The sequence below is a fragment of the Chitinibacter bivalviorum genome (genome assembly GCF_013403565.1).
GTDB classification, from domain to species: domain Bacteria; phylum Pseudomonadota; class Gammaproteobacteria; order Burkholderiales; family Chitinibacteraceae; genus Chitinibacter; species Chitinibacter bivalviorum.
In genome coordinates this window covers 2,121,264-2,144,636 of sequence record NZ_CP058627.1, presented here as the reverse complement: position 1 = coordinate 2,144,636, position 23,373 = coordinate 2,121,264, and the positions used below count along the sequence as shown (strand labels likewise).

The 23,373-nt window shown below is 46.1% G+C and carries 23 protein-coding genes; 15 read left to right on the top strand and 8 right to left on the bottom strand.

Annotation, left to right across the window (positions count from 1 at the left end; all coding sequences use genetic code 11):
* Window positions 1-2: 2 nt before the first annotated feature.
* From HQ393_RS10135 to HQ393_RS10120, 4 genes are all read left to right on the top strand, one after another.
* Window positions 3-299 carry a YbeD family protein gene (locus HQ393_RS10135; protein ID WP_179355084.1) on the top strand — a complete coding sequence of 99 codons (297 nt, stop codon included), beginning with the start codon at window positions 3-5 and terminating at the stop codon, window positions 297-299.
* A 95-nt stretch (window positions 300-394) separates the two neighbouring features.
* Window positions 395-1,015 carry a lipoyl(octanoyl) transferase LipB gene (lipB, locus tag HQ393_RS10130; RefSeq protein WP_218871420.1) on the top strand — a complete coding sequence of 207 codons (621 nt, stop codon included), beginning with the start codon at window positions 395-397 and terminating at the stop codon, window positions 1,013-1,015.
* Between the two features lie 43 nt (window positions 1,016-1,058).
* Window positions 1,059-2,024: a lipoyl synthase gene (gene lipA / locus HQ393_RS10125; RefSeq protein ID WP_179355082.1), complete on the top strand. Its 966-nt coding sequence runs from the start codon at window positions 1,059-1,061 to the stop codon at window positions 2,022-2,024.
* A gap of 109 nt (window positions 2,025-2,133) precedes the next feature.
* Entirely contained in the window at window positions 2,134-2,589 is a 456-nt protein-coding gene (locus tag HQ393_RS10120; protein WP_179355081.1) for an acyl-CoA thioesterase, read from the top strand.
* A gap of 5 nt (window positions 2,590-2,594) precedes the next feature.
* Here HQ393_RS10120 and HQ393_RS10115 read toward each other — a convergent pair whose 3' ends face one another.
* From HQ393_RS10115 to HQ393_RS10105, 3 genes are all read right to left on the bottom strand, one after another.
* Window positions 2,595-3,494, bottom strand: coding sequence for an ankyrin repeat domain-containing protein (locus HQ393_RS10115; protein WP_179355080.1), 900 nt, complete (start codon window positions 3,492-3,494; stop codon window positions 2,595-2,597).
* Window positions 3,495-3,614: 120 nt separating this feature from the next.
* Window positions 3,615-5,252 carry a chaperonin GroEL gene (groL, locus tag HQ393_RS10110; RefSeq protein ID WP_179355079.1) on the bottom strand — a complete coding sequence of 546 codons (1,638 nt, stop codon included), beginning with the start codon at window positions 5,250-5,252 and terminating at the stop codon, window positions 3,615-3,617.
* An 88-nt stretch (window positions 5,253-5,340) separates the two neighbouring features.
* Complete coding sequence (locus tag HQ393_RS10105; RefSeq protein ID WP_157314216.1) at window positions 5,341-5,625, bottom strand: co-chaperone GroES; 285 nt, start codon at window positions 5,623-5,625, stop codon at window positions 5,341-5,343.
* Window positions 5,626-6,008: 383 nt separating this feature from the next.
* Between HQ393_RS10105 and HQ393_RS10100 the strand changes: the two genes are divergently transcribed.
* Window positions 6,009-7,817: a DUF1800 domain-containing protein gene (locus HQ393_RS10100; protein ID WP_179355078.1), complete on the top strand. Its 1,809-nt coding sequence runs from the start codon at window positions 6,009-6,011 to the stop codon at window positions 7,815-7,817.
* A 9-nt stretch (window positions 7,818-7,826) separates the two neighbouring features.
* Window positions 7,827-9,194 (top strand): DUF1501 domain-containing protein, encoded by a 1,368-nt coding sequence (locus HQ393_RS10095; protein WP_179355077.1) that lies wholly within the window; start codon window positions 7,827-7,829, stop codon window positions 9,192-9,194.
* A 223-nt stretch (window positions 9,195-9,417) separates the two neighbouring features.
* Here HQ393_RS10095 and HQ393_RS18115 read toward each other — a convergent pair whose 3' ends face one another.
* Window positions 9,418-9,753, bottom strand: a complete 336-nt coding sequence (locus HQ393_RS18115; RefSeq protein WP_438833127.1) for a hypothetical protein — start codon at window positions 9,751-9,753, stop codon at window positions 9,418-9,420.
* Here HQ393_RS18115 and HQ393_RS10090 point away from each other — a divergent pair.
* The 5 genes from HQ393_RS10090 to HQ393_RS10070 all read left to right on the top strand — a co-directional run bounded on the left by HQ393_RS10090 (window position 9,650) and on the right by HQ393_RS10070 (window position 14,167).
* A complete protein-coding gene (locus HQ393_RS10090) occupies window positions 9,650-10,828 on the top strand; it encodes a tyrosine-type recombinase/integrase (RefSeq protein WP_438833108.1) in 1,179 nt (392 codons plus the stop codon). The two genes, HQ393_RS18115 and HQ393_RS10090, sit on opposite strands and share 104 nt — an antisense overlap.
* Complete coding sequence (locus HQ393_RS10085) at window positions 10,821-11,585, top strand: hypothetical protein (RefSeq protein ID WP_179355076.1); 765 nt, start codon at window positions 10,821-10,823, stop codon at window positions 11,583-11,585. Before HQ393_RS10090 ends, HQ393_RS10085 begins: the two co-directional genes overlap by 8 nt.
* Window positions 11,586-12,081: 496 nt before the next feature.
* Window positions 12,082-12,372, top strand: a complete 291-nt coding sequence (locus HQ393_RS18050; RefSeq protein WP_369076715.1) for a helix-turn-helix domain-containing protein — start codon at window positions 12,082-12,084, stop codon at window positions 12,370-12,372.
* Complete coding sequence (locus HQ393_RS10075; protein WP_179355074.1) at window positions 12,369-12,851, top strand: hypothetical protein; 483 nt, start codon at window positions 12,369-12,371, stop codon at window positions 12,849-12,851. The genes HQ393_RS18050 and HQ393_RS10075 overlap by 4 nt, the downstream gene beginning before the upstream one ends.
* Window positions 12,852-13,165: 314 nt before the next feature.
* Window positions 13,166-14,167, top strand: a complete 1,002-nt coding sequence (locus HQ393_RS10070) for a hypothetical protein (protein WP_179355073.1) — start codon at window positions 13,166-13,168, stop codon at window positions 14,165-14,167.
* 299 nt (window positions 14,168-14,466) lie between these two features.
* On the opposite strand, the gene HQ393_RS10065 is transcribed toward HQ393_RS10070, so the two are convergent.
* Window positions 14,467-14,787 (bottom strand): hypothetical protein, encoded by a 321-nt coding sequence (locus tag HQ393_RS10065; RefSeq protein WP_218871124.1) that lies wholly within the window; start codon window positions 14,785-14,787, stop codon window positions 14,467-14,469.
* A gap of 902 nt (window positions 14,788-15,689) precedes the next feature.
* On the opposite strand from HQ393_RS10065, the gene HQ393_RS10060 reads away from it, so the two are divergent.
* From HQ393_RS10060 to HQ393_RS10045, 4 genes are all read left to right on the top strand, one after another.
* A complete protein-coding gene (locus HQ393_RS10060) occupies window positions 15,690-16,391 on the top strand; it encodes a hypothetical protein (RefSeq protein ID WP_179355071.1) in 702 nt (233 codons plus the stop codon).
* A gap of 474 nt (window positions 16,392-16,865) precedes the next feature.
* The gene (locus HQ393_RS10055; RefSeq protein ID WP_179355070.1) at window positions 16,866-17,045 is read left to right on the top strand and encodes a hypothetical protein; all 180 of its coding nucleotides are present in this window, start codon (window positions 16,866-16,868) and stop codon (window positions 17,043-17,045) included.
* A gap of 2 nt (window positions 17,046-17,047) precedes the next feature.
* Complete coding sequence (locus HQ393_RS10050) at window positions 17,048-17,566, top strand: hypothetical protein (protein WP_179355069.1); 519 nt, start codon at window positions 17,048-17,050, stop codon at window positions 17,564-17,566.
* A 3-nt stretch (window positions 17,567-17,569) separates the two neighbouring features.
* The gene (locus tag HQ393_RS10045) at window positions 17,570-17,899 is read left to right on the top strand and encodes a nucleotidyltransferase family protein (protein WP_179355068.1); all 330 of its coding nucleotides are present in this window, start codon (window positions 17,570-17,572) and stop codon (window positions 17,897-17,899) included.
* Here HQ393_RS10045 and HQ393_RS10040 read toward each other — a convergent pair.
* From HQ393_RS10040 to HQ393_RS10030, 3 genes are all read right to left on the bottom strand, one after another.
* Window positions 17,884-18,465, bottom strand: coding sequence for a hypothetical protein (locus HQ393_RS10040; protein ID WP_179355067.1), 582 nt, complete (start codon window positions 18,463-18,465; stop codon window positions 17,884-17,886). The genes HQ393_RS10045 and HQ393_RS10040 overlap by 16 nt on opposite strands.
* Window positions 18,466-19,634: 1,169 nt before the next feature.
* On the bottom strand, window positions 19,635-20,219 hold the full coding sequence (locus HQ393_RS10035) for a hypothetical protein (protein ID WP_179355066.1): 585 nt from the start codon (window positions 20,217-20,219) through the stop codon (window positions 19,635-19,637).
* A 488-nt stretch (window positions 20,220-20,707) separates the two neighbouring features.
* Window positions 20,708-22,987 carry a KAP family P-loop NTPase fold protein gene (locus tag HQ393_RS10030; RefSeq protein ID WP_179355065.1) on the bottom strand — a complete coding sequence of 760 codons (2,280 nt, stop codon included), beginning with the start codon at window positions 22,985-22,987 and terminating at the stop codon, window positions 20,708-20,710.
* Window positions 22,988-23,373 lie beyond the last annotated feature (386 nt).

Below are 23,373 nucleotides of genomic sequence, written 5' to 3'. Positions count from 1 at the left end.
CAATGGCTTTAATCGATATTCCTAACCAAAAGCTCGAAGATCTGGTGACTTTTCCGGCACTGATTCCTGTCAAAGCGGTCAGCCAAAAAAATATCGCCGAGCACGAATTTCGTGAAGCGGTTTTGCTAGTGACGCGTGAACTGATGCCGGTGTTTCTGGAAGAACACATCACGATCCGAGCTTCGAGCGCGGGCAGCTACTTGTCGGCGACTTTGATGGTGACGTTTGAGCATGTTGATCAGGTCTACGCACTGGATGCAGCGCTGCGGGCTCATCCGCTGGTGTTGCGAGTTCTGTAATGGGCGTTATTGAAGATACCCTGCATGGTATTGCGCTGCAGACTATTTCTGAATTTGATTTCATAGATATACCCATTGAGCCGTTTGAGCATGTGTTGCGCGTGCGCCAATTGGGGCAAATGGATTACGAGCCAACTTGGCAAGCGATGCAACGTTTCACTGCGGAGCGAAACGCCGAGACGGTGGATGAACTCTGGCTGCTTGAACACCCGCCGGTCTTTACCCAAGGCCAGGCGGGGAAAGCCGAGCACATTCTGGCCAGTAGTGATATTCCAGTGGTACAGATTGATCGCGGTGGTCAGGTGACTTATCACGGCCCCGGCCAGCTGGTGGCTTATCTGTTGCTGGACTTACGCCGCCATAAACTGGGTGTGCGTGATCTGGTGCGTAAACTGGAAAACAGTGTGATCGGTATTCTGGCTGAGCATGGGATTAGCGCCTACGGTAAAGTTGATGCGCCCGGTGTGTATGTGAAAGACGAATATACCGAGTCGAAAATTGCCAGCTTGGGATTGCGGATTCGGAATGGTTGCTGCTATCACGGTTTGGCGCTCAATGTCAGCATGGATTTGGCGCCATTTAACTTGATTAACCCCTGTGGTTATCAAGGTTTGCAAGTAACACGGATGGCTGATTTCGGAATCAGCGAGACACCCGCGAGTTTAGCCGTTAAAATGGCCGACCATATTGCCCGACAACTCAAAGTCGTAAACTAATCAAAGCTTTAACCGTATTAACTATGCGGTTATTGGGAACACCATGACAGAACAAACTAAAGCACCAGCGAAAGAAGTCGGCGTCAAACTGAAAGGTGAAGCCAAAACCGCACGTATTCCGATCAAAGTGGTGCAACTGGAAACCAAGCTGAAAAAGCCAGAATGGATCCGCGTGCAAGCCGCCAGTCATAACAGCCGCTTCTACGAGATTAAAGAAATTCTGCGTGAGCAAAAGCTGCATACCGTGTGCGAAGAAGCCTCTTGCCCGAATATCGGCGAGTGTTTTGGCAAGGGAACTGCGACGTTCATGATTATGGGCGACATCTGTACCCGTCGTTGTCCATTCTGTGATGTGGGCCATGGCCGCCCAAATCCACTGGATGAAAACGAACCGCGCCATCTGGGCGAAACGATTGCGGCGCTGAAACTGAAATACGTCGTGATTACCTCGGTTGATCGTGACGATTTGCGCGACGGCGGTGCTGCTCACTTTGTTGAATGCATTCAGAAAACTCGCGAACTAAGTCCCGAGACGCAAATCGAGGTGCTGGTGCCCGATTTCCGTGGCCGGATGGATATTGCGCTCGATATTTTCCAGCAGGCTTTACCGGATGTAATGAACCACAATCTGGAAACTGCGCCACGCCTCTACAAGCAAGCACGACCCGGTTCGGATTATCAACACTCGCTGGATTTGCTGAAAGAATTCAAACGTCTGTACCCGCATGTAAATACGAAGTCCGGTATTATGGTGGGCTTGGGCGAGACGGATGAAGAAGTCTACCAAGTGATGGAAGACATGCGCGCGCACGATATCGATATGATCACGATTGGTCAGTACTTGCAGCCTTCAAACGGCCACTTGCCCGTACTGCGCTATGTGCATCCAGATCAATTTAAGGCCTTCGAAAAACGCGCGTATGAGCTGGGCTTTAAGCATGCTGCAGTCGGCGCGATGGTCCGTTCTAGCTATCATGCAGATCAGCAGGCGCATAACGCCGGCGTATGATGATTGGCATCATCGTGTGGTTAAAACGGGGCTTAGCCCCGTTTTTTATTGGTATTGCCCCGAAAGATATCAATAATATGATGGATAGCAAAATACCACTGGAGGGTATATGAGTGACTTACCTCGGCATCAATTGGCAATGACGGTATTGATGACGCCAGATATGGCGAATTTCTCGGGCAAAGTGCATGGTGGTGCTTTGCTCAAGCAACTCGATCAAGTGGCCTATGCCTGTGCGAGTCGTTACGCTGGCGCCTACGCCGTCACACTGTCGGTGGATCAAGTCACCTTTAAGCAACCAATCCATGTGGGTGAACTCGTCCATTTTCTTGCCAGCGTCAATTACACCGGGCGCACTTCGATGGAAATCGGCATCCGCGTGGTGGCGGAAGACATTCGCTTGCAAACCAAGCGCCACACCAATAGCTGCTATTTTACGATGGTAGCGATGAGTGCCGATGGCAAACCTTTGGAAATTAGCCCGTTGCATCCCGGTTCGGAAGAAGAAGTGGTACGCTGGGTGCAAGCTGAAGCGCGACGTGATATTCGCCTGATGAAAAAATAGTGCGGCTAATGCAGGTGAATATCAAAGCGGTGCTTGGTAAAAAGCTGCCTAATGGCTGGGTCGCTATGAGCCAGGCCAATGGCCAGCGCCGTCTTTTGCTCGGGTCCGATCGCATCGACACTGGCGCGTTGTTGCAGCAGGGTTTCGGTAACGCGATAGTGACTATTTTTCAAAGAATGTAGTAACGCAGTCTGGCCAGATTGATCTGCAAGATTGATTTGTGCGCCAGCTTCCAGCAATAAGCGCAGTGTACCTCGCTGCCCACGTGCGGCGGCCTGCATTAGTGGGGTAATCCCGACTTTGCTGCAGGCATCGATCTTAGCTCCGTGTTCTAGCAGTAATTCAAGCGCTTCTTCGTGCCCATTGGCCGCCGCCCAGTGCAGCGCGGTGTAACCGCCCAGATCGCAAGCCTCTGGCGAGGCATTTCTGGATAGCAGTAGGCCAACCAGCGGCAAGTGGGAAAAAGTCGCAGCCCAGATCAGTGGCGTTTTGCCATACTCATCGCAGCTATTAATATCGATGCCCGATTTGAGGTACATCAGCACCCGCATCGTATTGCCGCGCTCGGCCGATGAAAAAAAGTCAGCTTTGCTGACCGTAATATCACCGTAACTCAGGCCTGTGCCGAGCTCTTTGACATGCTCCCAAGCCTGTTCATTTTTGCTGGCAGGCGCATGCTGGGCGCAATGAAAGCGGTAGAGGTTAAATAGCTCAGACGCGACTTCAGGAGGAAAGCCTTGGCGATCCCCGCGTTCATCAACGGCTAATTCAGAGATGTAGGGCTCTAAATGTTCGCTACCCCAATAAGCCAGAATCTGGTCCAAAATCCTTGGGTATTGCGCTTCGAGTTGATGAGGGTAAATGTCGGTATCGGGGCCAAGTAAAGCCGCCAGAGCTGATATCACAACAACCTCAGTGGAAACTTTCAAAAAAGACGATCTACTCTACCGATTGTAAGGGAGGAGTTCAAGCGAAAAAAAACGCCACCTGCATTGCAAGTGGCGTCGAGTTTGCGCTAGGGCAAATTACATCATGCCGCCCATACCACCCATGCCGCCCATATCTGGCATCGCTGGTGCATCGTCTTTTGGCAGATCAGCAATCATGCAGTCGGTGGTCAACAGCAAGCCCGCTACTGACGCTGCGTGTTGCAGGGCTGAACGAGTTACTTTAGCTGGATCGAGTACACCCATCTCAACCATGTCGCCGTATTCGCCAGTTGCCGCGTTGTAACCGAAGTTACCTTTGCCTTCCAATACTTTAGCTACAACTACGCTTGGCTCGTCGCCCGCGTTTTGTACGATCTGACGCAATGGCGCTTCGATCGCGCGCAATACAATTTTGATACCCGCGTCTTGATCAGCATTCGCGCCTTTCAATTCAGTGATAGTCGAGCGAGCACGCAGCAAGGCTACGCCGCCGCCTGCAACAATGCCTTCTTCTACCGCAGCGCGAGTTGCATGCAACGCGTCTTCAACGCGTGCTTTTTTCTCTTTCATTTCAACTTCAGTTGCCGCGCCCACTTTGATTACCGCAACACCGCCAGCCAATTTAGCGACGCGCTCTTGCAGTTTTTCACGATCGTAGTCGCTCGTTGACTCTTCAACTTGCTTGCGGATCATGGCAACGCGAGTTTTGATGGCTTCTTCTTGGCCAGCGCCATCGATGATGGTGGTGTTTTCTTTGGCCACTTCGATGCGTTTAGCTTGACCGAGCAGGCTCAGATCCGCTTTTTCGAGTGACAAGCCAACTTCTTCAGCGATCACTGTGCCGCCGGTCAGGATAGCGATGTCTTCCAGCATGGCTTTACGACGATCGCCAAAGCCTGGGGCTTTCACTGCAACCGTTTTCAAGATACCGCGGATGTTGTTTACTACCAAAGTAGCCAGTGCTTCGCCATCCACGTCTTCAGCGATGATCAGCAATGGACGACCGGCTTTTGCCACTTGTTCCAGAACTGGCAGCAAGTCACGGATGTTGCTGATTTTTTTGTCGAACAACAGCACGAATGGGTTGTCCAGCGCAGCGATTTGCTTGTCTGGGTTGTTGATGAAGTATGGGCTCAAGTAGCCGCGGTCAAATTGCATACCTTCAACCACGTCCAACTCATCTTCCAGACCTGAGCCGTCTTCAACGGTGATCACGCCTTCTTTACCGACTTTATCCATTGCCGCAGCGATTTTTTCGCCGATGATTTCATCGCTATTTGCAGAGATCGAGCCAACCTGAGCGATTTCTTTGCTCGTGGTGCATGGTTTAGAGATGTTTTTCAGCTCGCCCACCAAAGTCACCACGGCTTTGTCGATACCGCGTTTCAGATCCATTGGGTTCATGCCCGCTGCAACGTATTTCATGCCTTCTTGTACGATGGCTTGAGCTAATACAGTCGCAGTGGTCGTGCCGTCACCCGCGATGTCAGAAGTTTTAGATGCAACTTCTTTCACCATTTGCGCGCCCATGTTTTCGAATTTGTCTTTCAATTCGATTTCTTTAGCAACAGACACGCCGTCTTTAGTGATTGTTGGCGCGCCAAAAGAGCGCTCCAGTACCACGTTGCGACCTTTAGGGCCCAAAGTTACTTTAACCGCGTTAGCCAATACATTAACGCCGTTTACCATTTTTGCGCGGGCGCTATCGCCAAACAGAACTTCTTTTGCAGCCATTTCTTAATTCTCCAATTTATTCATCTGGTGTGGCAGGGCTGGTGTGACCAGCACTCAAACCACCGAAATCTAGGAATTACTCAAGGTCTTATTCAACAATCGCGAAAATTTCTTCTTCGCGTACAACGACCAATTCTTCGCCGTCGATTTTCACGCTTTGTGCGTATTTACCGAGCAATACTTTGTCGCCAACTTTAACCGTCAGGGCTTGAACGCTGCCATTTTCCAGTACTTTACCGGCACCAACTGCAATCACTTCACCCATGTCTGGTTTTTCTGCTGCGCTGCCTGCCAGCAAAATGCCAGATGCAGTTTTTTCTTCGGCTTCAACGCGCTTGATCACAACACGGTCATGCAATGGACGGATTTTCATGGTGTTAAAACTCCTAAGTAAAAACGATCTTCGTACAGAATTTGAGTGGAGCTCAGGGCTTTTAGCACTCTTTGCTCTTGAGTGCTAAATGGTAGGGGCGGGGGGACTCTATTTCAAGAGGGGGAATGATAAAAACTCGTACCTACATAGCAAACCGTTGGCTTTTGCTGCTCTTGTGCATTGTGGTGTATCACCTTTTTGCGCGTTGCGCCGGTTTATCGCAGCCACCGTGTTTTCAACTTGGTGTGTGGGAAGGATCACAATCATTTTTTTTCATAAAACTATCTTTTGTCCGCCAATCGGATTGAGAAATATAATCAATTGCTAATTATTTGCAGATGGGCGTATTTTGAACGCAGCCTGCGATTGGAACGGGGATGTCTATGTCAAAGTTGTCTGGGTTGGATGAAGAAAATCGCCTTAATGCAATCAGCGGTGAAACTCTAGTTGCCCTTGGTCTTGCGGCTGGGGCTTTGTCCGCCTGTGGTGGGGGTGGAGGCACATCAGGAGCAGGGGCGGGCACGGGAACGTCATCAACGGGAACTGCCGTTGCGCCCTTGCCGGTGTTGGCAACGGAAACTCGGGTTGGGTCGCACGCAGAGGCCGCGCGATTTTTGGCGCAGGCAGGCTTTGGCGGCGATGCTTTGAATCGTCAGGTTGTGATATCGCAAAGCTTGGAGAAATGGCTAATTGATCAATTGGCTATGCCGCAAGGACAAAGTCGCTGGGATGAAGCGACTGCATTGAAAGCGAGTGACCCGTCTTCATACGCTGTCTCTTGGGAGCAGATAGATAATCTCCTGTGGAAGCGCATCGCAACTTATCCCGATGTATTACGGCAGCGCATGGCTTTGGCTTTGTCAGAAATATTTGTCGTCAATAACTCGGGTGTAGATGTTCCAGGGGCGATCAAAGTGCAGGCCATGTGTGGCTATATGGATTTGCTGGAGAAGTCGGCTTTTGGCAATTTCCGGCAACTTTTGGAAGATGTGACTTTAAGTGTGCCCATGGGGCGGATGCTGGGGACATTGGGTAATCAAAAGGAAGACCTTAAAACGGGTCGGCGTCCCGATGAAAACTATGCCCGCGAAGTCATGCAGCTCTTTACGATAGGTTTGTACGAACTTAATGCAGACGGCAGCATTAAAAAAGATGCATCAGGTCAGCCGCTGGAAACTTATTCAATCGAGACCGTTAGTAATTTGGCCAGAGTGTTTACTGGTTGGTCTACGCCGCTCGATTTTACTTCCGCAAGTCCTGCTGCAGAGCCGATGCGTCAACCCATGTCGCATGATCCTAAGCGTCATTCGTTGTTGGAGAAGAAATTCTTGGGTGTGACCATTCCGGCCGGAACGGATGGCCCGAGTTCTTTGAAAATCGCACTCGATACTTTGTTTAATCACCCCAATGTCGGGCCATTTATTGGCAAGCAATTGATTCAACGTTTTGTGTGTAGTAACCCTTCTCCCGCTTATGTGGCTCGGGTTGCAGCCAGCTTTGCGAATAATGGTTTGGGCGTTCGTGGCGATTTACGGGCGGTCATTTGTGCGGTGTTGCTTGATGCTGAAGCGCGAAAAATGCCCGCTGCTGCGGATGGTTTTGCGGGCAAGGTTGTTGAGCCTATGGTGCGGGTGGGGACGTTGTTTCGCGCCTTCAAATTTAGCAGTCCAGATGGGCAGTGGCGCTTAACTCGGGCGAATAATATTGGGCAGCGGCCTTTGGATGCGCCCAGTGTCTTTAATTTCTTCCGCCCTGGTTATGTACCGCCCAACACCACTTTGGCAAGTAACAATCAACTCGCCCCAGAGTTGCAAATTGTGAGCGAGCAGACTGTTTTGAGTCAGGCCAATACTTATCAGAGTTTGCTTAGTGATGCGGCGCAGTTTACCCGTCGTAGTTATCTGGATGCGAATAAAGCATATCACTCAGACCTTAAGACGACGGGCTTAAGCTTGGATTTGAGTGCGGAAGTCGCAATGGCGACGCAGCTCGATGCCTTAATCGAACATCTCAATCTGCTCTTGGCCGCTGGGCAATTATCAGCGACGACTAAGCTGCTGATTAACAATAGTCTGGCTAAGTTTTCGGTGAGTGATACTGATCCAGCGAAGTTGCAGCAGAAGCTACTCTACCGCGTACAAGCAGCAATATTAATGGTGCTGATGGCGCCTGATGCCCAAGTGCTGAAATAAGGAAAAGTCATGGATTATGATCTCTCTCGCCGTGAGTTCTTGCGACGCGCTGGCGCTTTGGGTATTGCGGGTGTCGCAGCCCCTCTGGCACTCAATTTATCCATTTTGGGTGAGGCCGTTGCAGCAACGGCGCCATCGGATTACAAGGCCTTGGTCTGTGTCTATATGGCGGGCGGTAACGATTGCCATAATGTCTTAATCCCCGCCGATGCGGGCAATTACGCCAAATACGCCGCGATCCGCCAATCCTTGGCGGTGAGCCAAAGCAGTTTAAGCGCCACCTTGCTGGGCTCGCCCGATGCTAATGGTCGGCAAATGGCGCTGGCACCGCAGTGGGTTGGATTAAAACCTTATTTTGATGCTGGTACTTTGGGCGTGATTAGCAATATTGGCCCGCTGGTGGTGCCAACCAGTAAAGATGATTACAAATTCAATCGAGTGCCATTGCCACCAAAATTAATGTCGCACAACGATCAAACCAATGTCTGGCTTTCGGGTGCGGCGGAAGGTGCGGGGCGAGGTTGGGGCGGTCGTATTGCAGATCTATACATGGGCAGCAATACCAATTCAGCTTTGACCTGCATTATGGCAGGCGGCTCACGCGTGTTTTTGAGTGGTAAACAAACTTCCGCGTTTGCAGTTGGGACAGGGAGTAACCCCACGCAGCTATTGGGTGGCAGCCAATGGAATTTTGGCAGCAATACTTTTCGTAATGACCTGATGGCGCTGATGACGCAAAAGCAAAATCATGAAATGGCGAATGTCTATGCGGATATCTGTAATAGGGGTATATCTACCTCAGATACATTGGCTAATGTTTACAAAGGAATACCCGAGGCTACTGGCTTTCCGACGGACACTCTAGGTAATCAATTAAAGGCAGTTGCACGGATGATTGCGGCGCGCAGTGCGCTGGGCAATCAGCGGCAAGTCTTTATGGTGCAAATTGGTGGCTTTGATTTGCACGATGATTTGGTGCAAAAGCATCCCGTTTTACTAAAGAGCATCAATGACGCTTTGCTGGCATTTCAAAATGCACTGACCGCGATGAGCGTGCAAAACAATGTAACGACCTTCACCGCTTCCGAATTTGGCCGTACTTTGTCATCCAACGGTGATGGATCTGACCATGGCTGGGGTGGGCATCATCTGGTGATGGGTGGGGCGGTAAAGGGCGGAAAAATCTGGGGGCCGTTGCTTGAGCCCGTTGTTGATGGACCGGTTGATATTGGGCAGGGGCGCATTATTCCGCACTTTGCCACCGATCAGCTGGCATGGGAGTTGGCCAAATGGTTTGGCGCCAGCGATTCGGATCGAGACTTAATATTGCCGACGATGAGTAACTTCAACGCCAGTGATTTGAGTCTATTTGCCTAGCTGAGACTCGCTCGATATCTTTTTGATGCCGAGCGTATTTATGTGGAGTCGGGAACTGAGCTGATTTTTTCGCAGTAAAAAGCAAAAAGCCCAGTCCGAAGACTGGGCTAGTGCTTATTGTGGGGTGGCTGATGGGGCTCGAACCCACGACAACAGGAATCACAATCCCATTTGAATGATGTTTATTCGTGTTGATCTTTGTTGAAATATTTATATAAATCAATTATTTATCAATTAAACCGCCATGTTGATGTATCCTTTTTGTTGATTTGTTTTTACTAGTTTTGCCTACTATCCGCCTACTGATATGATGGTTAATAACTTTGAAAAACAGCGGTGCGTCTATGGCTAGTAAGGGGAGAGTTACATTTACTGCAAAGAGGGTGGCTGATTTTTTCTGTCCGGTGGATAGTGCGTCAGCATTTCTTTGGAGCTCGGATTGCTCTGGGTTTGGCTTGAAAGCCTCACCTGGCGGTAGCAAAAAGTATGTCTTGGAGAGTCGGTTATTAACAGGTAAATCTATTCGACTAACAATAGGCTCGCCAAGTGTTTGGAGCATTGGGGATGCAATTGCTGAGGCTAGGCGATTGCAGACTTTAATTGATGCCGGTTTAGATCCAAGAGAGGAAAAAGCTTCAAAGCTAAAGGCTCAGACTGCGCGTAAATTGGAAATGAGTCGAGCTGAAATTACCCTAGGTGATGTTTGGCCGAAGTACCTTGCAGCTAGGCGTGAAAAGTGGAGCGATTGGCATATCAGGGATCACGAACGAGTAGTTCATCCAGGTGGAGTAAAAAAGATCCGCGGGAAAGGATTAACCGAGCCCGGACCCCTTGCTCCTCTATTACAAACAAAATTAACCGAGCTTTGCGCCAATAAAATTTCAACCTGGCTTGCTTCCGAGACCGATGCTCGGCCAACACAGGCAGCACTTGCATTTCGTTTGTTATCCGTTTTTGTGAATTGGTGCGACTCTATGGAAGAGTATGCAGGGTTGGTTCCTTCTGGCGCATGCAAGGCCAGGCAAGTGAAAGAAGAAGTTCCTGCAAAGAAAGCAAAGGATGGTGATTGTTTGCAGAGCGAGCAATTGCAAGCTTGGTTTTCCGCTGTAATTCATTTGAGTAATCCAATTCATTCCGCGTACTTGCAAGCGTTGCTTCTAACTGGTGCGCGCAGACGTGAGTTGGTTGGCTTGCGCTGGAGCGATGTCGATTTTCAATGGAATAGTTTGACTATTCGGGACAAAGTTGAAGGTGCAAGGACTATTCCATTAACACCTTATCTTGCAGCAATACTTTCCCAATTGCCTCGGATAAATGGATGGGTTTTTAGTAGCAAAACCTCTGCAAATGGACAATTAACTGAACCAACATCTGCGCATTATCGAGCTCTTGAAAATGCGGGGCTGCCTCATTTAACGTTGCATGGTTTACGTCGGAGCTTTGGCACACTTGCTGAATGGGTAGAAGCTCCCACCGGAGTTGTTGCGCAAATTATGGGGCATAAGCCAAGTGCAATTGCTGAAAAACATTATCGGAGAAGACCTTTGGATTTGCTTCGTAAATGGCATGTGGTAATTGAGAAATGGATCCTGACACAGGCTAAAATAGACTGTGAACAGGTGATCTATGATTAATAAATCATATGAAAAATATATTTTTAGCCTAGATGAAGCTTCGGCATATTTGATGAAGTCTGGTCGAAATGTTTCTGTTAAACAATTGCTGAGTGCTGGAATTGTTGGAAATATAAAGATTAGTGCATTTTTCGATTGTAATGGATTTTCTACGACTATTTACAGAAGACTTTTGAGTGAGAACAAAATTCATAAGTATGGCATTAATGAAATATCGAATCGAAGACTTAGTGGTCTATATGAAATACCACAATGTTATTTGTTGGAAATAGAAAGTGATGGTCTTGCGATTGCTGATTATGTAATCAGTGCTGAAGGCGATGAGTTCAATCCAGAGAAGTCTTTTAGGTGTGTAGAATTTAAAGATCTGAAAGTTAAATTAGAGGAGCTTTACTCTTATTTATTGATATTAGGCGGTGCTATTGATATTTCAACCTTTGACGAAGTACGTGGTGTGGTTGTTAATGAAGGTTTTGATATTTTATTGCAGAACAAAAAAATTATCTCCATAACAAAATTGGCAATCAAGGCCGCGGTGCAGATTTTTAATGAAGATGGCGTCGTTCCAAGTGCGGAAAGCGTCATGGAGAGATTAAGGAATTGGGCTAAGAATGGTGTTGAGCCAGACTGTTTAATTGCTCCTTTAGATGTTGATTATGGAGTTAGTTGGAGGACAAAGAATTCAGAGGAAAGAAAATATTATATGGAATCTTTGAGGAAAACTCTTTTTAGGTATAAGAGTATTATACGAAATTAAGATGTTTTATTGCCAATAAGCCACCGATAGATATTTGGTGGCTTTTTTTTATGTTCTTTGTTTAGTGACTAAGTTTGACTGGAGGGTTTTGCTTGAGCTGTACTTGATTGAACTCTGTAAGTCAGCATGATGGCTTTGTTGTCGTTGTGGGAGTTAGTAAAACTAGGGACACGACGAAGAAACTGGGGACACGACGAAGAAACTGAGGACATCAGAGAACTGTGAGTAATCAAATATTGCAACATCTACATGCCATCAACAACTCTCAATTAAGGGGGGAGGTTATACATGAAAAGGAATGCAATTTATATACCACAAGGGCTAGAAGCGATTGCGTGTGGGCGGGATACTATTCCAACTAATGAGGCTGCGGCTTCTATCAGCCGACGGCCGCAAACTTTGCGTAAATGGGCTTGCCATGAGAATGGTCCGATCCGACCAATTAGGATTCATGGAAGACTGGCTTGGCGAGTAGATGATCTTGCTCGACTATTAAATGGAGATACTCAAGATGAGTGTTAAGTTGATGTCAATTGTGTTTGACCTCTCACTGGCTCCGGTCGATAAATTGACCCTACTGGTACTCGCGGATGTAGCGGATGAGTCGGGTTTATGTTGGCCTTCCCAAAAATATATAGCTCGCCGCGCAACTATTTCACAACGATCTGTTCAGCGAGTTTTAAATCGTCTTTCTGGCGCGGGATTAATTCGTGTCGAGAAACGAACAAGGGCGGATGGTTCACAAACCTCTAACTATTATCATCTTGATCTGGGGAGGACAAAATGACGTACCCTCAAATTGGCTATCCGGATGTGTCAACTGAGACGTTGGGTATGGACATCAGTGACGTACCAATAACCATCAATTACCCATCATTTGAACCACCACAACTACAAGCGCAGCAAGTAGCTAATCCAGAACTGATTATCCCTGATTGCTTTCCTAGAGCGTCCGTTTATGTAATTAAGCAGCAAATAGCGCAGGTTGATGGTGATCTTCGACAGCAAATTTTGGATGAAGTTGCCGAGAATTATCGGTTAAATCCTACCAAAACAATTCCACTGCGGCTACTTCGTTGCTTTGTCGCATTGTCAAAAAAAGGGCAGTTTTATCCTGAACTTTGTTTTCAGTATGCAGATCGTCGAGCAGCCACTACAATTAATGCCTCCTGTGAAAAAATACAAAAGCCAATCAAACGAACCCCGGTACAAGTAGAAAGTGATCGTTCGGCATGTTTGGCTGCGGTAGGATTGAAAATAATCTAAATGAGTAAAGCTCCGCAACATTGTAAAGGTTGTTCGACATATCCGTGTGGTCTTGTTTGTCTAATGTGTTTAATATCAATTCGGTTATTTTTCTTCTGATGCTTTTTTGTGTTTGTGTGACGAATGTTGTCTGGAAATACGGTGCTTTATTGATTGGAAAATTAAATTAAGTATTTGTATTTTAATGAGTAAGGTTGGTGTGGTGTATCAATCAGGGCTGATGGCGTGATTTTTCATTAATTTCGAAATGCAGTAATGGAATTTTGTGAATGGTGGCTGTGTGGTTGAATAAAATTTAATGAGGTATTCAGTTGATGCGTAAATTTTTTTATTTTTCTTTTGTTGCTCTTGGCTGTATCAGTAATTCTTATGCGGAGTTAGTTAATGATGATCTAATGAAATATTCATCGTTAGACCGTGCATATTTTAATTCGAGTTCACAAAACTACACGAAGCAAAATGATGCGTACTCATATTTTGACTACAACTCAAGACATGTAGCAATTTTCGATAAAATATATACCAGCCCTGACTTGGCGAAAGCTAAATATGTTGATTTGGAGAAATTCAAAAATATCCAGACAGGTCTGTTTGGTGTTGATCTGCTAGGACAGGCTCTAGCAGGGAAAAGTTTGTTAGGTTTCAGCGCAGGCTTCTCTGCTGCGGCATTTGGTATTTCCTTGGTTTCTATGCCTACTGATGCTATGTCGGTAGGATTGAACGAGGCCAGTGCCGCATATAGCGGATTAAGACCGGGGATGGTTGACGTAATCAACGTAGGTAATTATTTTGAGAACGGTGAAACAACTAAAACTACTCTTGAAGCATTGGCAGGACAATTCGTTAAAATTAAAAACACAGGCTTAGTGAAAATAGATGTAGCGGGGAATTATAGAGTTTGGACTGGACAGAGTGGTACTAGAGTTCACTCTGAACAGGACAAAAAGAACATGCGTGGCTTTATGTTTGATGTGAAAGATGCACCTAAAGCATTATGCTTAGGGGCATTAGTTCGTGTTGGTGCAAACTCGCCTATATTTGATTCAAGTAATCCTAAAGCGATTTCAAGAGCTGGATGCTGGTTCCCTGAGGGGAATAGAGGTCAAATGAATGATTTTGTAAATGCACTGAAAAGTACAGTAGACAAAGATACGTATGTAATGTGGATTCCGTACGAAGGCGGAAAGCGTATAGCATGGAAGAATGGTACGGCAATGGAATTGCCGCTATTCCAGCCCCCAAGAGTGGAGCTGGAGGCAGCAAAAGCAGAAAAACAAGCGGAAATTGAAAAATCTAAGAGCGTATCGAGTCAATAATTTAATATTGACGATAGTGCCTGATTTGAGATTCATAATATCTTCGAATTTTGAAATAATTAATCAAATAGTGAAGTGGCAAGAGCCAGATAGGCCGTAAATACATAATGTGGGATGCTATTCTATTAGTATCAAAGATACCCAAAAGCTGAAATACCCCCAGCTAGCTGGGGGTATTGGGTTAGTAAAGTCTTTGAATCAAGCAATTGTCACCAATTACTATCCAAGTTTTGCTACGCCTAACGGCGCACATTGGTCGCATTGACCTTAACTGGCTAGGTTAAAACTCCGGTTTTTCGTCATCTAGTGACGATCAGGTTTAGCCGAACGACCTGTTCGCAGTAAATCAGTGCCAGATAGCCAATCCGGGTGATTTTTTCCACCGATTTACGGCAGTCAAAGGTTAAATATTGGCCTATGCCCCCTTTTTTATAGAACTTGCAGTTTTGCTGCATCTTCCATTTGTGTACCCACGCCGCCAAGCTGGGTTTGTGCTGCTGGCGAAAACCGCCAAGTTTTCGCCCACTAGTTGCACTGCTAATTACACCACTCGCAAATTCCCATTTGCTGATCGCGCCGTTCGCACGGCCCATCCTTTCGGTACTCACAGTCACCAACATCGGTTCAGCAACTTGCTTTCAAACCCTACTCAGACAGTCTCCCGCACCCCCACTTGAATCACAGTGCCACCTGTGAAATGGGTAGGTGCTTCCCACGTTAGTTGCTTGCTACTGCGTACAGTTACGCCGCCGTTCTCCATTTTTTGTCGTCGCATACGCTTACCCATTTTGCAATGGTTTCGGTGATCCGAGGTTCCAGAGCGATTCACTTACCGGACAAAAAACATCTTCGAACTACCGATTACCGAACGGATTCCAACCCGCCCAGCAACGGCTTAACTGCACTCGACACAGCGACCTCTGCGGCCGCCGTTACACGTTTGAGCTATCCATTGACCCACCGTTTCTGGTGGTGCCGCGCACTCACTGGTTTCCCCTAGTGCGCTGATGTCGTTACCGAACACCCTAAGCCATCGTGTGTCGCATCCGTCTTGCCCTCTCGATACAAGCCGGAGTCGGGGCTGAGTACCCGATTTCACATTGCAACAGGTCGATTCCTAGTTACCTAGGCCGCCGTTTCCGTGTCGCCCAACATCATCGTTTCTTACTACTTCAGATTGAGTCGAAGAGGGCATTTCATCCCTCAGCGCTCAGCGTAGCTGCACGAGCCCGATTAAAGGCATGCAGCTTCACCGTGCTAGCAGTTTTGGCAAACTGCTGGGGGTATCCACCCCGGCGCGATAAGTGGTTTGGGGTTGGCGCCCCAAAAACCAACGAGTGATTATTGGGTGGCTAACCCCATGCAACTGGCTGTAATGGCAAACATTCGATGAGATGGCGTAAAACAACAGGAACCTCTTATTGTTGTGTTGCAAAGCAACACAAATCCTTTTATGTTATGTATCAACGCTGTGCGTTAAGCATCGCCAAAATGACTATTTCAAACCCATATCAGGACACTTATGGCCAAGGCAGATTTTTTTGTATTTACCAAGAAAACCAGCTTTATGCAGCGAATAGCCGATCTTGTTCGGTCTGGCCATCGACGCTATGTTATGGGTACGATTTCCAATGAAAAAGCACCATTTCTGGTTGAAAAATTTACCCGTCTATATGACGTGAATTTGCCTCGCTTGAAGGCTTGCCGCCGCCGCGAAAAGGGAAGTGCTACAGCACGGTTGTTGTGGTGGCACGACGAGAATAGGCCGGCGATTTTGACGTGGATTCTGCTCGTTACTGATGGAGATCTACTGATCGATGGTCTTGAGAAATGGCAGGATCCCACCGAACCCAAACACCGGATTCGCCTGACGGGCTATGAACTGGTGCGAATCACCAAACGCACAGAGCCAAAACCCGTCTGGACTTGGCGCTATGATAAAGAGCGTCTGCAAGACTTGAGGAATGAAGTCGTGATCGCGATTCGTCAAAGGCACGATCATGATTTGGAACGGCTGATTGCATTGTTTTGGAAAAGCCCTGGCTTTGCTGGCATTCGTGATCAAGTGAAAGCAGTTGGAATGTTGATTAAGACTGATTGGAAACGCACGAGAAAAGACGGTGAAACTATGCCTGCTATTCCAAAACACTTGGGATATGTGCAACGGCTGGCAGATAAAGGAAAACCCTTTTCCGCATTTAGGTCGTGTTCTCCAATCTTATGATTGTGAATATTTTGTGAACGAAAAAAAGCCCAGATAATCTCTAGGCTTTTTCAATTCAAGTGAGTTGTGCTGATTTTTATCAATTTATCCACCCGTTCTTATTTGATGCAGCCACCCATGCTCACGCATTTATCCAGTGGTTTGAGCTGCTGAACCAGACCCAGACCGGAAGATGTTCACGAACAAGACGAGTGACGGGTTTCAATAGTATAGCTGTCGCTCTCTGATGAACCTGAGCGGCAACAGCTCGGCCAATACAGCCGCTCATGTGCTTTTACTTCCACATTCTTAATCTTACTTTTGCGTCAGTTAAGGCATCAGCCGACAATGTCCTGTCAGCTGACGGTAGTCGGACAGACCCTGTCGCTCGCAATCTCAGAGTTAATAAGGGTTTTCGGGGATATTGGTTGTGGTGATGTTGTCACGGAGACTGTCACATTAGGTGACAAAAGGCGACAGCAGGAGACAGGAGATGTGACAACTGAATTGCAGGCAAAATTAGCAGCATTGCAGGCTGAAAATGAAGTTTTACGAGACAGGCTTCACGATAAAGAAGCTAACCTTGAAGATCTACGTACTACTATGCGTTTGTTGGAGCATAAACCGATAAATAATAAATCAGTGAAATGGCTGTGGTGGCTATTTAGGAGATAATTATGGGATTATTTAGTGGTCTTAATAGCGTTCTTGTTATACGGAGAGTTAAGAATATTTCTGGAAAAGTAGCAAACGAAGTTCAATATTTTGACGAAGCGAAAAAAGCAATATTTGCGATGAATTTATTTGGAATGCTGTGGGAAGTTCATCAAATAAATCAAAATATGACCAACAGTGGAATATTGCAAGTCGCAGAAACAATGGTTTCACATAACGAAAAATTATTCGATTATGATGTCCTTGGTGCTGCGCCAGGACTACTTGTTGGCGCATATTTATTGGGCTTGCATACGAATTATGAGAAATTTAACTTTGATCTGCATACAGAATGCACAAATATATCATCTTTCTTTGGTGATATCATAAGGTACATTGATAGTAAAAAATTTGCTGACAACTTGAATGTAAATTTGATAAATGATGAATGCAAAAATTTACTTAGCAATATAGTAGAAATCCATAGAATATTAGATTTGAAGTACAATTCAAAAACAACGCCATTAAGAAATGGGAATTAATGTATGGATATTGACTATATCCGGGATATAGTCTCAGTGTGGGCAGCTTCTAAAAAAGAGATCCGTAGAATATTCTTATTTGGAAGCATGGCTAGGAGAGATTATGGCATTGAAAGTGACATTGATCTTGCAATAGATATTGATGTTTGCATGGTCAAAGGAGTTGATGAGGGGGATGGCTTTGCTACCTGGTGTTTAGTATTACCTTCTTATAGAAGTGAGCTTGGAATGATGTTTAGTCATCGTGTTGATGTCCGTAGGTTTAATGAAAATAATCATGTAATTCGTGACGCAGTTAATAGAGATGGAATTTTAATCTATGAGGTAGATTGATTTTTTGTTACCGTGCATTTTCCACTACCGTGAATTATTATAAAGACCTTGTCGCCACGAGAAATTGATTGCTTATCTATTTCGTCACTGCAGTCATCTGCTGTAGTTGACTCAACGGTTTTTTCTATGTTGTGGCTGTCAAGAAATGAAATAACTCCAATGTGATTGTTATTTTTTCCTATATATTTAATGGTGTGACTCAGAAAGGTCACTTCTTTTGGTTTATTAAATCCAACGTATCTCACTATGTCGTCAATAGGGACCCCTAGGCCTGATAACAACATCAACGCAAGCGGCGTAATTATCGCTAGTACATAAAGAGATGAAAAAAACTTTAATACTGATTGCATTGACTTAATTGCAGCAGATATTGAATTGGCGATTTTTGTGTCTATTTCTGACGAAGCCATTTTCCATGCGATTAGAACAGAAATCATTGTTGCAGTTATGTCTATAACAACAAATCCAGGGCTGCTTGTTATTGTGGTTACAAAGATAACAAGAATAGCTCCCAATAATATTAAGAATCTACTTCCAATTAACCCAATGATTATAACTGGAAGCATATGACAAATAGCTATAAGAATAAACATATAATCAATTGGGTCTGCGTTGGAGATTTATATTTATACATTAATTATGTTGGTCTTGCCAAGAAAAATGGTTTTGCATGTTGTGATTTTTAGAGAAAGATTACCTCGAAATTGGACGACCCTGGATGCAATAGACATTTCGAGCCTATGATCGTCCAATGCTCATTTGGTAAGGTCATATATGCCCTAACTGTTAAATCGCTGATTGAGACCTAATCCCAATGAATGAGCCCTTACATATTAACCGATATCCAGCTGTTCTGATTTTTATATAAAGACTTCAATGATTGCAATAAAAGTCTCACGCTTTACTATCCGCTCTTGGCAGACTACCACTTGTTATCTACTCAGAAACAGCCATTGTGAATGGCATAAACTACTTGTTAGAGCAAATACAAATACCAAAAACTAGATACAAAATGTTTGCGACAAAGATAGCAAACGACAAGGACACGCTAATATAGAACAATGTTCGCTGTTCTTTTTTTGAAAAATAGCTCCGCGTACACCTGCTTTTCCTGTGGGAAACGAAGCGACAATATCAAAAATTAAAGCTAACAACCCCATAAACGCGGAAAAGTCGACCAATTTATGGGCAGTAATCGGGCCACTCACCCTCATCAAGTTACTAGATAGTCCCAGTAAAGCAAAGAGCCCCGCAAAAAACCATACAGGCCATTCATATTTTCCACGCCTGCTAACTCTGGTTGAAAATTGTTATTTAACTTTAGGCTAGAAATTCGTTCCTGCAGCAGTCATTTGGCTTGCCCTCAACTAGCCAAATAGTCTGCTCTTGGCCGACCACCTTCAGCTGTCAGCTCATTGACGGCGCTCAATGAAGCTGACGCAAAGTAATAAGGCTGATGTGAAAGTAAAACCACATGCGCGACCGCTTTGGCCGAACTGCTGAAGGCGGGAGGAGCTGGCTGGACGTCTGCAATAGCAGCTACTGCAGACGTTCAATGAAGCCAAAATCGCGAGGCCAAAAGGTCGGTTGTTGCCGACTGCTGCCTGTTGCATAGTTTAAACTTGCCTATCAACGTGAGCTGCACTCCAAGATTTGCGGTGGCTAAATTGGTAAGTTAGGTGGCTACGTGCGATGAGTTTGGGTGGATAAATTAAATAAGATTTCGCAAGTTGCATTATTTACTTGCGTCAGCTGTTTTTTTTGCTTCTTCAGCCGCTTTTTTGGCAGCCTCCAACTCGATCCGTGGAGCAGGAAATAATGGCAACTCCATTGTTACCCCATTTTTCCACGCAATTCTTTTTCCACCTTCTTTGGGAACCCACATAACATAGGTGTCAGCATCAACATTTTTTTTAATTTCCGCAATGTATGTATCAATTCTATCTTGTGGTGCTTCTGCCATGAAGCATAAGCCCGCTGCCAAGGGTTTACTAACCCCTTCTTCAAATAATGGCGCATTTTTTCCAACCCGAACTACAGATGTCACGCAGGCGAACCCTTTTGCACCTTCCATTTCATATTTGAAGCCCCACTTGCCAGCGATACTTGACTGTGATCTAGTTCCACTTTGCCCATTCCAGACTGCTCTCGCATTATTCATTGCTATTTTTGCGCCAGATTTATTAAAAATCTCGAAAAATTTAACTTGCTCAACGAGTGTTTTATTTGTCGTTTCATTACCATCAAAGAAGTCGCAAACTTTAATTACATGGATTGCTTTAGGGTTGATAGTTGAATGCAATGCTGACGCTTCGTTCATTCCTGTGCTCATTGCATCAGTAGGCATTGAAACCAAAAATATACCAAATGCTGCGGCGCTAAATCCAGAGCTAAGCCCAAGCAGGCTATTACCTGTTGCTATCTGTCCAATCAAATCTAGGCCAAATATTCCAGTTTGGATATTTTTTAGCTTTTGAAAGTCAATGTATGAATCGCATCCATTAAATTGTTGGAGTTATTGATTTTTTCAAGAATTGCGATATGTCTTGCATTGTAATCCTAGTACGAGAATGCATCGTTGATCTCTATTCCGCGCTTGCTAGAAGAGTTTGTTGATCCATATTTCAGATCGGCATACTGCATTAAATCGTCTGGAGTTGTCGCATCATTTGCCGATGACACACTCGATAGTAATAAAAGACCAATTGCAATATTCTTAATCATTTGTGTTCCGTTCGAGGTTTAAATTGTGTTGTAGAAATCTTGTAGGGCATCGGTCTGAGCGAATATTTGATTTGTTGCTCGAAGTCATCGAACTACCACGTTTTCTGTGGTGGCCTGCACGGGTTGTTGTAACTGTATTACGCACTGATGCACTGTCATGAATTGATGCGCGATGCGGCGAGACTGCGTCATTGTCTCAGGGGGGTATTGTTGAGGCGAGTCAAGCTCAGCACCATAGCGAAGCCGCAAATTACTGGCCACGCGTTCCGCAGGAATTAGTTGCGATACCAAGTCGTACTGCCTTCTTTCAAAGTCGGCAGGTCTTGGAAGGCCACTCTCAATACCCCAAGCTTCTCCTACATAACATGCTAAAAAAGCGTCTAACTGTTCAGGGGTTGCGCTGAAGAGAGCTTCCAGTCGCTGCTGAACATGGGCTGCCGATGTTTCGTTAGCCCAGTGCCAGTACAGTGAGGTGGCGTCTTTAGGGTGCGCTATAAATAATGGCGACTCTGTGTCGGCCTCTTCAATGCGTGTGGTCAGGATGGTTCGTAGGGGCACTTCACCCTCATCAGCCAGCACCCTTTTTTCTGGAGGGCTATCTTCGTAGTGGCGAATCCATCTGATGCACTCCATCGAAAAACTGACGGGGAGTGCAATTCGAATAGCCCGCTCAGCTTCTGCTTGTCGGAGTTCTCCTGCAGGTATTTGTCGCAAAAGACCTGCAATAAGCATTCCGGCTTTAGCCCGTGTATCAGCTAAAATCATCATGCCACGCTCGCGTGGAAGAAGGTTTCCATTTAATGCAAACGCTGTAATTAATGCGGAGGCCTGCGCTTGAGTTAGAGACTGCTCTCGTTGACGCAACTTTGAAATTACTCGCGGCAGGCCTTGCCGTGCAGCAAAGGCTTCAAGCAGGGCTTGTTTCTCAGTATCTGAGGAGGTTGGGGCGGTTTCACAAAGCATAGTTATATGGGCATCAGGAATGTCTCCTGTCGGCACGCTATACGTGAAGTAGCGCTTGAAATATTGGCTTGAAGATACCTTTTGCTCTGCCCCCCAAATTTCATCCCATTCTCCGCCATAGCCCATGCTGCTAATGCGTGGAAAGAGCGGCTCAAGAAGACGTGATTTCACCGTGGCTCGCTCATCTGTGGTTAGTTCTGGAGTCGTTTGCTCAATGAGGGAGCTAACTCGACTAGCAGCCTCTTGAAGAGATCCGCGATGCTCGCGCTCGCCACGAAGGAATAGCTCAGAATTCTCTCTGATGCCTGTGTAGAGGTTGGGATACATTACCCTTATCCCCTCAATAAGCATAAGATCAACTGGATTGACCTCGCCTTTGAGAATGGGGAGTGCAAACATTAATGCATTTGAGAGCAACTTAGCTCGGCGTGGTGTTTCAAGTCGTGGTAAAAGGGCGTCGTCAAAGTATCTAACGAAGGTGTCTACTTGAGGTTGCGTCAGTTCGATCTCTGCTTGGTTCAGAGCATTCTGGATGCCCTCTAGGGCGAGTTGCCGTAGACTATTTTCGTCTACTGGTGGCAGATGTAATGGCACCTGAATAATTTTTTCAAGAAAAGCACGGCCAGCAGGTGAGCCTCCCGCTCCATAACGTTCCCCTAGTGCGGCAGAGACAACAACGTCATCAAAAGCTAGGACGTACGAGGTATGTCGGAAGCTGGCGGATAATTTGACCAGTTTGAAAATGGCGTGAGTTTCTTCACGGTCTAGGCGATCAATATCATCAATCAGAATGATGAGGCGTTTGCTGGCCTCATCCAGCATTCGCTCAATTCGCGTTCTCAGCTCGTCCAATCCAACGTTTGACATAGCCTCACCAACATCTTTGGCGGTATTCCCTGGTGTTATTTGCACCACGCCACCAACTGTTAGGGATGCTAATGAAAGTACACTCCCATATTTTTGTAGAAGTTCACCTGCTTTTTCTTTCATGCTGGGGAGGGACTGCCCCATTGCGTCGGCAAGGGTGGCAAAAAATCCTCTGAGCAATAGGTCCTCGTTCTGAAAGTGCCAAGGATTGAAACGGACTACGATTGCGTTTGGGTAAGACAGGAGAGTTTCTTGCATCATTTCAAGCACAGAAGTCTTGCCATCACCCCATGGACCAAACAGACCAAGAACGATGCTTGATGGATCTGCTCGGGTCGCGATGGTCTCGGCTATTCGAGTGGCGAATGATGCTCTATTGAAGCGATCTTCAGCTTTGCTGTTAATCGGCTGGTCTGCAATATATTGATCTTGAAGTGTGGCCTCGGATGGAGTTTCAGTAGCCAATTTATCTTCGTTGCGCGTTTCTGGTTGGGGGGCTTTTTTTGCGGTCTTCTTTTTAAAGAGTCCGAACATGTGTTTCCCTTTTTGTTTGAGTTATCGCAATTGTGGTTTGTTTCATTGAGACGTGATGCCAATCTCAAGGGAGGGATTGTTTCTGATTTCGACAGCTTTTAGTAATTTTATTCTGATATTATCACACCGTTTGGGTGCAGGGGCTGGTCATGCAGCTACAAGGCTTCACGTTGAGTTCACGTATTTACGGGGATGCATCGCTATATAAAGACATATAAACGAAAACCCCCTCTATTTCAGAGGGGGTTTTCGTTCCAAGGCTGTGTGGAGCCATCGAGGAGGCGGCCATGGATGCTTCCTCGCCATTTTGTGTTACGCCCATGCATAACCCACATCGGTCCGCTGTTGGGCGATACTGCTTGCCTGCGGATATGGCAAACACTCGA